Origin of the sequence: Escherichia sp. WS3063, assembly GCF_046486595.1 — a bacterium.
GTDB lineage: Bacteria > Pseudomonadota > Gammaproteobacteria > Enterobacterales > Enterobacteriaceae > Escherichia > Escherichia coli.
Genome location: NZ_JBJQKY010000004.1, coordinates 41,993 through 55,467, shown reverse-complemented (window position 1 = coordinate 55,467; position 13,475 = coordinate 41,993). Strand labels below are relative to the sequence as shown.

General features: G+C 46.0%; 14 protein-coding genes and 1 riboswitch. Of the genes, 5 read left to right on the top strand and 9 right to left on the bottom strand.

Features of this window, described 5'->3' with window-relative positions; translation table 11 throughout:
• Positions 1-18: 18 nt before the first annotated feature.
• Positions 19-1,452, top strand: coding sequence for a bifunctional D-glycero-beta-D-manno-heptose-7-phosphate kinase/D-glycero-beta-D-manno-heptose 1-phosphate adenylyltransferase HldE (gene hldE, locus ACJHYW_RS05050; RefSeq protein ID WP_000869178.1), 1,434 nt, complete (start codon positions 19-21; stop codon positions 1,450-1,452).
• A 119-nt stretch (positions 1,453-1,571) separates the two neighbouring features.
• Here the strand turns inward: hldE and ibsE are convergent, their stop codons facing one another.
• From ibsE to ACJHYW_RS05035, 3 genes are all read right to left on the bottom strand, one after another.
• Entirely contained in the window at positions 1,572-1,631 is a 60-nt protein-coding gene (gene ibsE / locus ACJHYW_RS05045) for a type I toxin-antitoxin system Ibs family toxin (protein ID WP_001387082.1), read from the bottom strand.
• A gap of 239 nt (positions 1,632-1,870) precedes the next feature.
• Positions 1,871-3,532: a flotillin family protein gene (locus ACJHYW_RS05040; RefSeq protein WP_001361222.1), complete on the bottom strand. Its 1,662-nt coding sequence runs from the start codon at positions 3,530-3,532 to the stop codon at positions 1,871-1,873.
• 26 nt (positions 3,533-3,558) lie between these two features.
• On the bottom strand, positions 3,559-4,188 hold the full coding sequence (locus ACJHYW_RS05035; protein WP_000599926.1) for an OB-fold-containig protein: 630 nt from the start codon (positions 4,186-4,188) through the stop codon (positions 3,559-3,561).
• 268 nt (positions 4,189-4,456) lie between these two features.
• On the opposite strand from ACJHYW_RS05035, the gene glgS reads away from it, so the two are divergent.
• Positions 4,457-4,657 carry a cell surface composition regulator GlgS gene (glgS, locus tag ACJHYW_RS05030; RefSeq protein ID WP_000350095.1) on the top strand — a complete coding sequence of 67 codons (201 nt, stop codon included), beginning with the start codon at positions 4,457-4,459 and terminating at the stop codon, positions 4,655-4,657.
• Positions 4,658-4,699: 42 nt separating this feature from the next.
• Here the strand turns inward: glgS and ACJHYW_RS05025 are convergent, their stop codons facing one another.
• The 5 genes from ACJHYW_RS05025 to ubiK form a co-directional block, all read right to left on the bottom strand.
• Complete coding sequence (locus ACJHYW_RS05025) at positions 4,700-5,764, bottom strand: fimbrial protein (RefSeq protein ID WP_021523275.1); 1,065 nt, start codon at positions 5,762-5,764, stop codon at positions 4,700-4,702.
• A gap of 1 nt (position 5,765) precedes the next feature.
• Positions 5,766-6,515 carry a molecular chaperone gene (locus ACJHYW_RS05020; protein ID WP_001269824.1) on the bottom strand — a complete coding sequence of 250 codons (750 nt, stop codon included), beginning with the start codon at positions 6,513-6,515 and terminating at the stop codon, positions 5,766-5,768.
• Between the two features lie 15 nt (positions 6,516-6,530).
• Positions 6,531-9,035, bottom strand: coding sequence for a fimbria/pilus outer membrane usher protein (locus ACJHYW_RS05015; protein ID WP_000277103.1), 2,505 nt, complete (start codon positions 9,033-9,035; stop codon positions 6,531-6,533).
• A gap of 59 nt (positions 9,036-9,094) precedes the next feature.
• Positions 9,095-9,646, bottom strand: a complete 552-nt coding sequence (locus ACJHYW_RS05010; RefSeq protein ID WP_001272145.1) for a fimbrial-like protein — start codon at positions 9,644-9,646, stop codon at positions 9,095-9,097.
• A 283-nt stretch (positions 9,647-9,929) separates the two neighbouring features.
• The gene (gene ubiK, locus ACJHYW_RS05005) at positions 9,930-10,220 is read right to left on the bottom strand and encodes a ubiquinone biosynthesis accessory factor UbiK (RefSeq protein ID WP_001295626.1); all 291 of its coding nucleotides are present in this window, start codon (positions 10,218-10,220) and stop codon (positions 9,930-9,932) included.
• A gap of 121 nt (positions 10,221-10,341) precedes the next feature.
• A riboswitch (FMN riboswitch) is annotated at positions 10,342-10,490 on the top strand.
• Between the two features lie 103 nt (positions 10,491-10,593).
• Between ubiK and ribB the strand changes: the two genes are divergently transcribed.
• Both ribB and yqiD read left to right on the top strand, forming a co-directional pair.
• Positions 10,594-11,247 carry a 3,4-dihydroxy-2-butanone-4-phosphate synthase gene (gene ribB, locus ACJHYW_RS05000; RefSeq protein ID WP_001076997.1) on the top strand — a complete coding sequence of 218 codons (654 nt, stop codon included), beginning with the start codon at positions 10,594-10,596 and terminating at the stop codon, positions 11,245-11,247.
• Positions 11,248-11,508: 261 nt separating this feature from the next.
• The gene (yqiD, locus tag ACJHYW_RS04995) at positions 11,509-11,679 is read left to right on the top strand and encodes a protein YqiD (RefSeq protein WP_000469266.1); all 171 of its coding nucleotides are present in this window, start codon (positions 11,509-11,511) and stop codon (positions 11,677-11,679) included.
• A gap of 57 nt (positions 11,680-11,736) precedes the next feature.
• Here the strand turns inward: yqiD and zupT are convergent, their stop codons facing one another.
• On the bottom strand, positions 11,737-12,510 hold the full coding sequence (gene zupT / locus ACJHYW_RS04990; RefSeq protein WP_001295627.1) for a zinc transporter ZupT: 774 nt from the start codon (positions 12,508-12,510) through the stop codon (positions 11,737-11,739).
• A gap of 142 nt (positions 12,511-12,652) precedes the next feature.
• Between zupT and ygiD the strand changes: the two genes are divergently transcribed.
• The gene (ygiD, locus tag ACJHYW_RS04985; RefSeq protein ID WP_001320780.1) at positions 12,653-13,441 is read left to right on the top strand and encodes a 4,5-DOPA dioxygenase extradiol; all 789 of its coding nucleotides are present in this window, start codon (positions 12,653-12,655) and stop codon (positions 13,439-13,441) included.
• Positions 13,442-13,475: the final 34 nt, after the last annotated feature.

Here is a 13,475-nt window from a genome sequence, read left to right as displayed (position 1 = left end):
ATCTCTCAGGAGACAGGAATGAAAGTAACGCTGCCAGAGTTTGAACGTGCAGGAGTGATGGTGGTTGGTGATGTGATGCTGGATCGTTACTGGTACGGTCCCACCAGCCGTATCTCGCCGGAAGCGCCGGTGCCCGTGGTTAAAGTGAATACCATCGAAGAACGTCCGGGCGGCGCGGCTAACGTGGCGATGAATATCGCTTCTCTCGGTGCTAATGCACGCCTGGTCGGGTTGACGGGCATTGACGATGCGGCGCGCGCGCTGAGTAAATCTCTGGCCGACGTCAACGTCAAATGCGACTTCGTTTCTGTACCGACGCATCCGACCATCACCAAATTACGGGTACTTTCCCGCAACCAACAGCTGATCCGTCTGGATTTTGAAGAAGGTTTCGAAGGGGTTGATCCGCAGCCGCTGCACGAGCGGATTAATCAGGCGCTGAGTTCGATTGGCGCGCTGGTGCTCTCTGACTACGCCAAAGGTGCGCTGGCAAGCGTGCAGCAGATGATCCAACTGGCGCGTAAAGCGGGCGTTCCGGTGCTGATTGATCCAAAAGGTACCGATTTTGAGCGCTACCGCGGCGCTACGCTGTTAACGCCGAATCTCTCGGAATTTGAAGCTGTTGTCGGTAAATGTAAGACCGAAGAAGAGATTGTTGAGCGCGGCATGAAACTGATTGCCGATTACGAACTCTCGGCTCTGTTAGTGACCCGTTCCGAACAGGGTATGTCGCTGCTGCAACCGGGTAAAGCGCCGCTGCATATGCCAACCCAGGCGCAGGAAGTGTATGACGTTACCGGTGCGGGCGACACGGTGATTGGCGTCCTGGCGGCAACGCTGGCAGCGGGTAATTCGCTGGAAGAAGCCTGTTTCTTTGCCAATGCGGCGGCTGGTGTGGTGGTCGGCAAACTGGGGACATCCACGGTTTCGCCGATCGAGCTGGAAAACGCAGTACGTGGACGTGCAGATACCGGCTTTGGCGTGATGACCGAAGAGGAACTGAAGCTTGCTGTAGCGGCAGCGCGTAAACGCGGTGAAAAAGTGGTGATGACCAATGGCGTCTTTGACATCCTGCACGCCGGACACGTCTCTTATCTGGCAAATGCCCGTAAACTGGGTGACCGTTTGATTGTCGCCGTCAACAGCGATGCCTCCACCAAACGGCTGAAAGGGGATTCCCGCCCCGTTAACCCGCTCGAACAGCGTATGATTGTGCTGGGCGCACTGGAAGCGGTCGACTGGGTGGTGTCGTTTGAAGAAGACACGCCGCAGCGCTTGATCGCCGGGATCCTGCCAGACCTGCTGGTGAAAGGCGGCGATTATAAACCAGAAGAGATTGCCGGGAGTAAAGAAGTCTGGGCCAATGGTGGCGAAGTGCTGGTGCTCAACTTTGAAGACGGTTGCTCGACCACTAACATTATCAAGAAGATCCAACAGGATAAAAAAGGCTAACCGGAAAGCGCTTCACAGTTCTCGCGTTGTGCCGGATAGACCTATTGACGCTGTTGTTTTTTCAACCTAAAGTAAAGGAACAAGGGTAAGGGAGGATTTCTCCCCCCTCTGATGAGTTGTTAGTAAGTCGGGAAACTTAACAGTAACAACACAACCAGTATGATGACGAACTTCATCATAACCCTTTCCTTCTATAAGGCCCCTTCCTCGGGAGGGGCTTTCCCGTTTCAGCCCCTTGCTGACTCCCCGATTGTTGATGAGCGCCGGACTCCGCGCAACGCTTTCCCAGAGGCAGTTTTGCCTTCCCCGAGCAGTCACGCAAAACGCTGCAACAGCCTGATCATTTGCACCTTTTTGCGGAACGCAGATATAAAAAATCCCCGGCTTTTTGGGCCAGGGATTATTCATAGAAGAGGGTTTACTCTGTTTTTTCTTCGACGGGAGTTGTTGAGGTTAAGGGGGAAGTCAATGCCGCCAGTGAGCCGCCTGAAACGCCAATTTCATTGAGCAAGGAGTCAATCAGTGGTGCCTGTGTGCGGTAAGAGAGTGCGGCTGATAATGCTTGTTCCGCCAGGTTTCCGCCCCCCACATTACCCGTGTTTGCATCCCCCGCAATACCACCACGATTCAGACCATCGACCTGAATAATCTTGATACCGTCAATGGACTTCATTGGTTCCACGGATTTCTCAATTACCGCAGGTAGCGCCTGCAACAAGGCCAGTTTGAATTTAAGGCTGGTTTGTTCGTCAGAAAGTACGTTGATAGCATCGTTCAGCGCACGTTGTGCTTCTGCTTCCGCCAGGCCTTTTTTACGCGTAGCTTCGGCTAACTCAACGATCGCCGCCGCCTGCATCTCTGCGGCTTCTTTTTCTGCTTTCGCCCGCACGGTCAGTTCAACCGCTTTGGTTTCTGCATCCTGTGCTGCGGCAATCAGCGCCACCTGCTTGGCACGATCGGCTTCTGCGGTCTGGCGAGTGGTTTCAACGTTTTGTTGGGCGCTTACTGCTTCTGCGAGTGCAAGGTTAGCACGCGCTTCTGCCTGGGACTGTTGTTCCGATTTGGCGGCAATAGCGATCGATTTCGTCTGGTTAGCGATTTCGGTGACCTGCTGCTGTTCGATTTCTTTAATGCGAACTTCACGTTCAGCTTCAACTTTTCTGGAACGGACGGCCTGTTCGCGGTCGATTTCTGTTTCCTGAATCTGTCGTTCAGCCAGAATTCGCGTCTGCTCTGCTTCACGACGACGTTCAGCTTCAAAAGCCGCAATTTTCGCATTCTGCTCAGCGGTACGGGTTTTAACCTGCTGCTCCTGCTCAAGCGTCATAAACGCTTCTTGCTGTTCAATCTCCAGCTTGCGCGAAAGCGCATCACGGTTTTTCTCACGCACCGCAACTTCTACATCCTGTTCAACTTCGTTACGTTCGCGACGACGGCGCTCCGTCTCCTGCGTCAGCTTGGTTAAACCTTCGGCGTCAAAGGCGTTGTTAGGATTGAAATGTTCTTTCGACGTCTGGTTAAAGTTGGTAAGTGAAACGCTTTCCAGTTCCAGGCCGTTTTTTGACAGATCTTCAGCAACGGTATTTTGTACGCCCTGCACGAAGTTCTCGCGGGTATCCTGTAACTCATGCATGGTCATTTGCGCAGCTGTTGCACGGAGGGCATCGACAAATTTATCTTCAACCAGCATACGTAAGTCTTCAGGCGACAGGGTGCGTTGCCCCAGCGTCTGGGCGGCGGTGGCAATACCTTCCACTGACGGTTTTACCCGCACAAAGAAAGCGACAACGACATCGACGCGCATACGATCTTTCGTAATCAGGCTATCAATGGTTGAGCGGCTGACTTCCAGCTTCAGAGTATTCATATTGATGGGGATTATTTCATGAAAGATCGGCATCACGATTGCGCCACCGCTCATTACCACTTTTTGCCCACCTAAACCAGTACGAACAAAAGCTTGCTCTGCCGAAGCGCGACGATAGAGCCTGGCGAAAATAATTCCAATAATAAACAGAATGCATACGGCAATAATCGCGGTAAACATCCAGGAGGGCACAGAATTAACAATATCATCCATTATTAAATTTCCTTTTGATTAATAAATTACAATATTTGGGGCCAGGGATTGTTTTCCGCCAAATATCGAGTTGCAGAAAGTCGGCAAATAATTAACACTTTGTCTCCTTTAGTGAAAATTTTTCCTTCTTCAGGCTCCAGTAGTAAATAATGTATTTGGCCAAATTGATCGGTGAGTTTTCCTTCGCAGGGATTACCTGAAGTGGCTTGATGACCGGTAATTAACGCCATGCTACCAATATATTCTTCTTCTGTAATAGCTGAACTATGGTCGCGTGGAATCCAGGGCGCAACTATTTTACCGGTATAATGCACCGCAATAATCGTAAACAGTAAACTGACAGGAACCACGAACAGGTTCGACAGTGGTGATTGCCAGACCATGATGCAGGCATGCTGCAACAGGATGCCAATAAGACCAAAAAAACCAGCCAGTAAGCAGAGAACGACGAGAGCTGGCAATCTTCCAATATTGAGATAATGAAGTGCCTGGCTAATATGACCTGTGGTTATAGAATCATAATGGTCAAGATGTGCATCAAGAGCACCGGAGAGCATGTGACCGCAGATAAGCGCAAAAATTTCTAACAGGCCGATCAACAGTACAAAGGAAATAGCGAAAAGATAAGGGGTGTTATAGTCGGCGAATAAAATCATATATCACTCCAATGTCCATTTAGTGACGCAATATTTACTTTGTAATAGTTTCCTTGCTTACATTTATCTGTGTTAATAATAACACAGGTTAGAGAAGTTCTGGAAGAGAAAGTCTTTTAATATGGTTTTTTATTTTTCACTAAAAAGTGTGATCGGGGACAATATATTTACGCACGTTATGTTTAAAGGCACTACACTGATTGGGGAATACTGAAATCAGAAAAAGCATATGGCCTTAAAAGGTATGCGATAACCGGAGGATGTGCTTATGGATCATAGTCTTAATTCTTTAAATAATTTCGATTTCCTGGCGCGTAGTTTTGCCAGAATGCACGCAGAAGGTCGCCCGGTCGATATTCTGGCCGTTACTGGTAACATGGATGAAGAACATAGAACCTGGTTTTGCGCACGTTATGCCTGGTATTGTCAACAGATGATGCAGGCAAGAGAGCTGGAGTTAGAGCACTGATATAACGGGCCTGATGGCCCGTTTTAGTGTTTGTATTAGATACTAGTTATAGGTGATTTTCAGGATTACGTCTTTACTAAACGGTCCCTCAACAACCGTTTCTGCCGGGTTCGCACTCAGTTCTGCCCTGAATGGTGCGGTGACCGAAGGCGCACTAGACGATGAAAAAGAAGCAAATTGTGAGAAGCGGTTAAATTCCGTTGCTGTTCCATCGTTATGAAATATCTTCAATAGCAGACCATTACCTATATCCAGATGGCTATAATCACTCAAAATATCCGTAGTGAAAAAACTCCCTAAAATATTAAACTGCTCAGTACAGGCCGCACCCGGATCTTTGGTCATGACTACGCTAAACGTCTCACTCACGCTGGTATTTTTAATTGTTCGGGAATTTATTTTACCAAAGTCGACAACGCCATCAGCTGGTTCCAGATCAACATTAACAAAGCAGTCAAGGACATGAATGTTATTTAATCCGCGAATCCTGAAGGTCAGATTTTTATCTACTTCTATAGCACCTGCTCCGCTCATACCTTTAAATTCAAGTGTTATATATTCGTCAGGTAATACAAGTTTTTTATTTACTTTATTGGCATTTTTAGCTAGCTTAATATATAGCTGCACTCGTACTGGAAAAGTTACTGATAATTGCGGTTCAGGACCGCCACTACAGACTGCGGGCTTTTTGTAGCCATTCCCGAAGGTTCCGGCTCCTTTTATATCAATACATACAGGTGCTGCAATAGGTAGTGGAGATGTAGAATCATAATCAACCCCATTATAAGTTACACCGAAAGTATAAGAGTTTTGATTATAAAAGTCTTGACCTGATGCTAACAACATCATTATATTTGCCCATGCAGATGGGGATTCTTCTCCTGGAGATGGGCCTGGTAGTGCATTATTACAGAAAACATTCATAAAATATTCACTGCTTTGCCAGATTTTATCACCTTTTTTACCATCGCTGGGGATAGAGATTCTTGGTACGTAACCAATGACAACGGTATTTCCACCTTCATGTTCAGCATAGCAGTCCATTGCCCATGCAGGTAATGAACTAAAACCCATAAAAAAAGTAATAACAATTAACAAGTAGCGCATATTATTGATCTCGGTTGGCTACAGAAATATTACAAATGTTATTTACTACAGGGCAGTTTATTTCATAAAAACTTAATCCACCAAAGTCATTGATATAACCCACCTGAAAAGTTGACGGAACATTTTTAAACTGCGTATTTGCATAGCTAAAAGGGGTTACCATTAAGCTTTGCGTTTGTGGTAACATCGTTACCCCATTTGTTCCGATATAACCCAGCGTAACGTGATAAGGCATCTTATTGTTAAAGCGGATCGAACCGTCATTTCTACGAATGATTTCAACTTTTTCGTAAGTCATTACCCCATCGTCTTCTAATTCAATGGCTTTTGGCCGCCAGAATAGTTTCAATGCGTGCTGCATAGTGACTTGCATCACATTTTTTTTATCTGTTTTGGGCGGTATTTCTCGCACGTTAAAATAGAAGAGCGTTTCTCTGTCTTTAGGAAGTTGAGCAATTTTTTCCTGAGTTATCATTCTTATTTGAATTTGCTCACTGGGATTTAAACGCACCATTGGAGGAACAGTGACAATAAAGTCACGCGATTTATTGCCTTTCGTATCTTCTATCCATGTTTGGGCCAGATAGGGCAGGTTTTTACTTTGATTAGTAAGTTTTAATGCTTCGCCTTTATCTGACTCATTCATTATGATACGGGTACGATCCGGGATGATGGCACCCCAGGCAATGCTGCTCATACAGGAGAGTAATACTCCTGCTGCAATGATATTCTTTGTATTTAAGTAGCGCATTAGTTTCATCCTGAATTAATTTTGGCTAATACACGGTAAAATAGCCGTTCCGGTGGTTAAGTTGCTGCTATTGGGTGGTTGAATAAAACAAGATTTGTCACCCCAGCGTAAAGCAAGTTTGTTATCATCCTGAATGCCGTTGAGGTATACAAAGCCGCCATCAGCAACCAGTCCTAATTCTTTGTGGCTGGTTTCATCTTTTACGCTAATCCCCAGTGGTGGATGACTACCATCTGCCAGGCGAATAACCCCTATGATTTGGTAGCCCTTGCGGGTATCAAGTTTGGCGTAGCCAATAGCACCCTCGGTTAAGGTGGTGGTGATAACCGAGTTTTCGATATCCACATTTTCTGGCAGATTTCGGGTATCAACACTTAATGATGTTGTTATGTAACTGCTGACTGATGGAATAACTCCGATGCCATACCGATTAGTTACCGCGCGTTTATTGTTCAACGGAATATCTTCAGTGCCGTCTGCGTCGATCATAAAACGCGAGTCAGCACTACCGCTATAGTCGTGGAAAGCGGCACCGTGGCGAGTCGCAGTGAATGAACCATTCCAACTGGCATTCAGAGAATAATAACTGTCTCGCTGTGATGTACCGGAGAGGTAGAGTCGACCGTTCTCGGTATTATGCTGATAACTGGCGCGTAGTGACGCTTTCATATCTTTGAATTCATCATTGTCGCCTGAAGCAGAAACGCTCCAGGAATTATTTCGATCGGAAGAGTCATACCACGAAGCAGTATGCGAAATCTCATTATCCTGATTTCGTTGCATACCATAGCTCAATGTTCTACTAGTTCCCCAGGGAATCGAAATATTTAGGTACAGTTGATCCTGGTTGTCTTCTTCCCAGTTTATTCGGCTAAATGTTAGAGAAGTGGAGACGTTTTTTAATGGCCCGATATCAAAATCGCGGCTAAGTGATAATGAATAATTCACATTACTGCTGGCGTCCCAGTAAGTATTACGAGCCAAACTTACGTATGTATTTAACCTTAATGATTCAAGATACTGGTTAAACGTGACAATATAACTCTCTTTTTCATTCTGATAATTCGTGTAATGGTTAGTGTCATTGATATATTCATTCATTGTCACAAAGTTTTTATCAGAGAAACGGTAACCAGCGAAAGTGAGCTGGCTACCGGTAGATTCAAAACGTTTTGAATAGTTAGCGCGGTAGCTATAACCCGTTTCTTTATCCTGATTATGCAACTGAGCATCAGATCGTGTGACATCAAAAGATAATGAACCTAATGAGTTAAGGTTAAAACCAACGCCGGCAGCCAGAGATTGATAATCACGGTTTGTTAAAACTGAACCACCATACAGGGATACATTGTTCAGCCACCCCCATGAGAATTCACCAGTCCAGAAGAAGGGTTGTTGTAAGGAATCACCACCAACGCTGGTCGGTTTACCCATAGCAGTGGTGTAGCGAATCTGCCCTTTACGCGTCAGATAAGGAATACTATTAGATGCAACTTGCCATTGCGTAACGCGTCCGTCCTCTTCTTCAACCTTGACGTCAAGTTGCCCCTGTAATGTATTGAATAAATTGGTAATAGCAAATGGGCCTGGAGGAACATTTTCTTGATAAATAATACGGTTGTTCTGTGAGACAGTGACCTTTGCATTCGTTTGTGCGACACCCGTGATTTGCGGTGCGTAACCACGTAGGTCTGGCGGTAACATATTCTCATCGCTTTTCAACGAAATGCCAGAAAAATGGAAAGAGTCGAAAATAGAGGATTCAGTATCGTATTGACCTATAGTTAGTTTTGCATTCATTGCTGGGATTGGGCGAAACAAATAAATACGCGGAAAATCCAGGTTGGTCGCCTGGCTTTTGCCATTGTTAAATGACTGATCGTACTGGTAATCAGTACGCAGGCGCCAGGCCCCAAGATTAACCCCAGCCTGCCCATAGGAACTTATATTTTGCGAATTATCGCCCTGATGTGGTGCATAATGAGAGGCATATAAATTGTAGTCAAGAAATGCCCCAGCAATACCATGATTCCAAAGTTCAGGAGGCGTCCAGTTTGCATCTTTGTATTTTAACCATGCCTGAGGTGCAGATATGGATAATTGCATTTTCCCTTTATCGAGATAAGTTGTAATTTGTTTTTCTTTTTCGATAGGGTAACAACCATCGATCAGGTTTTGCTGAGTTTTTTCAATAAATTCATCAGTAAATCCTAATAATGTTAATTGCTCTGGTGTCACGCAAACTGCAGTTTGGTTATCAATTAATACCCATTGGAGGTCAAGGTGGATTGGCGTCCTCTTATTATTAATCAGAGTGCTTAGTGAATATTTGCCGACGGGTAATTGGCCATCAGTTTCAAATTGGGAAAGGTTAACGTTTTCACGATCTTCGGCTTCGATTAAATCTTTGTTGAATTCAACGGCATAAGCTGACGCACAACCAATGATGATAACGGATAATGAACAATAAATATTTTTAATCAATTCGCTTATTGTGGTTAATTTTAATTTTTTATACATCTGATCCACTTATCATTAATCCGTTAATGATGTGGCCGGGCGAACCCGGCCAAATGCGATTACTCGTAAGCAATCTTGTAGTCAGCCTGAGCGTAAACGTTGCCCGGGGTGGCATCTTTGCTTGGGGATTCCATACGAGCTTTGAAATTCAGTTCCTGATAGCTGTTGGTATTGTTGAACGTAATTACTACCGGAGTACCTAAAGTTACTTCGCCGCTCTGGCTGTCCAGAATACGTACGCCAACGCCAGTGGCGCCGCCGATTTCAGTTTCTTTGGTATTTTTCAGAAGATCAGACTGACCCGTCATGGTATTTGCTGTAGTGAAAGTAACCTTCGCTTTTGAATAAGTAGTTCCACCCTGACTCAGCATGCAGTCCTGCAGGTGAATAGTGAAAGGTTCAGCCAAAGATTTCTGATCGCTTTTCAGTACGGTATCTGCTACTTCACCCAGATTTACAGTTAAATCTTCGTCACCTGGTTTAATAGAACATGGAGCAGAGATAACTTCACCTTTAAATTTAACAATACCGTGACCTTCATCAGCAAACACGTTATTGGAAAGAATCATTGCTACGCCAGCAACAAGAAGTGACTTTTTAAAAGCGGACATAATATTCCTTTATATAAAGATAAGTAGAAAAGAGAATGATTAGTAACTGTTATTTAAGGACTGCTAATCATTGAAATATGATATTTTATTTTGTGTTTTTTATAAAATTAGTTTATCTAAATATCGATTAAGTAAAACTTAAAAAATACATTGCAATTATACTTTCAATTGTACTCATTCATTTTTGTGATGGTTTTCTGAATGGGATTACGCGATAAGGTAATAGAAAGCACTATAAATTAGAGGATTAATTCATAATTTACAGTGCATTAAAGACGAATGTTTACAGCGTTGGGGGGAGAGTCTCTGGATCTGGCTGCTTTTTGATCTCAGTACTGCGATTTTCCAGTTCGCTGATTCTTTGTTCAAGCAGCGCCAGTTTTTCACGAGTCCGTAACAGGACTTGCGTTTGGACGTCGAACTCTTCACGGCTTACAAGGTCGAGGCGCGTCAGCTGCGCTTGTAGGGTTTGGCGGATTTTTTTCTCCACATCTTCCCCGAACTCCCTGATTCCTTTAGGCATTGATTCGTGAACCTGGCGAGCGATTTGCTCAATTTTTTTCGGGTCAATCATTGTAGTTTCCCTGTACTGATAGGTGTTGAGTGCCATTGTAGTGCGATAAGGGTAAGTCATAAACCAGAATTATGTGAAGCTATGCGTTGCTGCCGCTAATCATTAGCGTTATAGTGAATCCGCTTATTCTCAGGGCGGGGCGAAATTCCCCACCGGCGGTAAATCAACTCAGTTGAAAGCCCGCGAGCGCTTTGGGTGCGAACTCAAAGGACAGCAGATCCGGTGTAATTCCGGGGCCGACGGTTAGAGTCCGGATGGGAGAGAGTAACGATTCTGTCGGGCATGGACCCGCTCACGTTATTTTGGCTATATGCCGCCACTCCTAAGACTGCCCTGATTCTGGTAACCATAATTTTAGTGAGGTTTTTTTACCATGAATCAGACGCTACTTTCCTCTTTTGGTACGCCTTTCGAACGTGTTGAAAATGCACTGGCTGCGCTGCGTGAAGGACGCGGTGTAATGGTGCTTGATGATGAAGACCGTGAAAACGAAGGTGATATGATCTTCCCGGCAGAAACCATGACTGTTGAGCAGATGGCGCTGACCATTCGCCACGGTAGCGGTATTGTTTGCCTGTGCATTACTGAAGATCGCCGTAAACAACTCGATCTGCCAATGATGGTAGAAAATAACACCAGCGCCTATGGCACCGGTTTTACCGTGACCATTGAAGCAGCTGAAGGTGTGACTACCGGTGTTTCTGCCGCTGACCGTATTACGACCGTTCGCGCAGCGATTGCCGATGGCGCAAAACCGTCAGATCTGAATCGTCCTGGCCACGTTTTCCCACTTCGCGCTCAGGCAGGTGGTGTACTGACGCGTGGCGGTCATACTGAAGCAACTATTGATCTGATGACGCTGGCAGGCTTTAAACCGGCTGGTGTACTGTGTGAGCTGACTAATGACGATGGCACGATGGCGCGTGCACCAGAGTGTATTGAGTTTGCCAATAAACACAATATGGCGCTCGTGACTATTGAAGACCTGGTGGCATACCGTCAGGCACATGAGCGTAAAGCCAGCTGAAAACCGCTGCTTAATTTACTGCCTTAATCAAGAAACCGAAGTTGTAGCAGGCTTCGGTTTTTATTTTTCCCTGCTATGCAAGATGTTAATTCCGCTTCTCTTTCTATGAGAAAATTTCATTAATATCAGGCATTCTTTTTCATTATGATCAAAATCATATAATTGTTCCGTTATTATGCGACCATATGAATATATCCGAAAAAGGATATGTGAAATTTATACGCTAAATGTTTAGTATTGTTAAATATTAAGGGTAAAAGGATGTTTATCGCCTGGTACTGGATTGTATTGATTGCTCTGGTTGTGGTGGGTTATTTCCTGCATTTGAAACGTTATTGTCGGGCGTTTCGCCAGGACAGAGACGCACTGCTTGAAGCGCGGAACAAATACTTAAACAGTACGAGAGAAGAGACAGCCGAAAAGGTAGAATAAGGCTTTCGTGAAGCTGGCAGAAGTTGTCCATGCGCTGGACAACTTCTGATGTTGTTTTTAACCAATTCCCGCCGTTTGTAGCAGCACTAAACTGAATCCCATCACTGACATTCCACATAGTACGCCATAGCTGGGGTTATTATTAGGGTCAATCTCTTTGGCGAGCGGCATTAATTCATCAACCGAGAGCGCCACCATAATTCCTGCAACCGCCGCCATGATTGCCGCCATGACCACCGGGGAAATCATGCTACCGAGGATTAACCACGCCAGCACACCACCAAGAATTTCTGCTAGTCCAGAAATTCCCGCCCACAGAATCGCGGTGCGTTTAGACCCCGTTGCCGCATAAACCGGGCCTGCCACTGCCAGACCTTCAGGGATATTGTGCAACGCGACGGCCAGTGCGATGCCAAATCCCAGCTCCAGGTTGCTGCTCGCCGTGACAAAGGTGGCAATCCCTTCCGGGAAGTTATGCAGACTGATGCCGAGAGTGAGCAGAATGGCTGTGCGCTTGATCGATTTTGGCAACGGCTGCACCGATTTTTGCATTAAATCCTGCGGATGAGCATGTGGCAACATGCGGTCCAGGCCAAAATAGCCAAGCAGACCGAAGATAAACATTCCATAACCCAACACAGGCGACATTCCTTCAGCTGCTAGTGCGGCAGGAAGCATTTCCATTAATGAGATGAGCAACATGATCCCCGCCGCAAAACCTAGCGAAAACGCCAGTAAGCGGTTCGAGGGTTTTTGCCCGAGAACGCCGAGAAACGCGCCAATAAACGTGGCTGCCCCCGCCAGTATGGTCAGAATGAGAGGTACTGACATCGACAACTCCTTATAAATCTTCACCTTCAGGCAGATCGTCAAAATAACTGATGATCATCATCATTGTTATCCGGGTTCTTACTCCGCCGAACAAGCGTATTGTGAGGATATCAAAATGACACCTTTAGTTAAGGATATCATCATGTCTTCAACACGTATGCCAGCATTGTTTTTAGGTCACGGTAGTCCGATGAACGTGCTGGAAGATAATTTGTATACCCGCAGCTGGCAGAAGTTGGGGATGACATTGCCACGCCCGCAAGCGATTGTGGTGGTTTCGGCTCACTGGTTTACCCGTGGAACAGGAGTGACCGCGATGGAGACGCCGCCCACGATTCATGACTTTGGTGGCTTCCCGCAGGCGCTGTACGATACGCATTATCCTGCTCCGGGTTCGCCTGCGCTGGCACAGCGTCTGGTTGAGCTGTTAGCGCCGATCCCGGTGACGCTGGATAAAGAAGCCTGGGGCTTTGACCACGGCTCGTGGGGCGTGCTGATTAAGATGTATCCTGACGCTGATATCCCGATGGTGCAGTTGAGTATCGACAGTAGCAAACCTGCCGCCTGGCATTTCGAAATGGGGCGCAAACTGGCAGCGCTGCGAGATGAAGGAATAATGTTGGTCGCCAGCGGTAACGTGGTGCATAACCTGCGCACAGTGAAGTGGCACGGTGATAGTTCACCGTATCCGTGGGCGACGTCGTTTAATGAGTATGTGAAAGCGAATCTGACGTGGCAAGGGCCAGTGGAACAACATCCTCTGGTGAATTACCTCGACCATGAAGGTGGCACGTTATCGAACCCAACGCCAGAGCATTATTTGCCGTTGTTGTATGTGTTAGGTGCGTGGGATGGGCAGGAGCCAATTACCATTCCGGTTGAGGGTATAGAAATGGGCAGCCTGAGTATGCTGTCGGTGCAGATAGGCTAACAATTACCGGATGGCGAGTGCCATCCGGTATCGT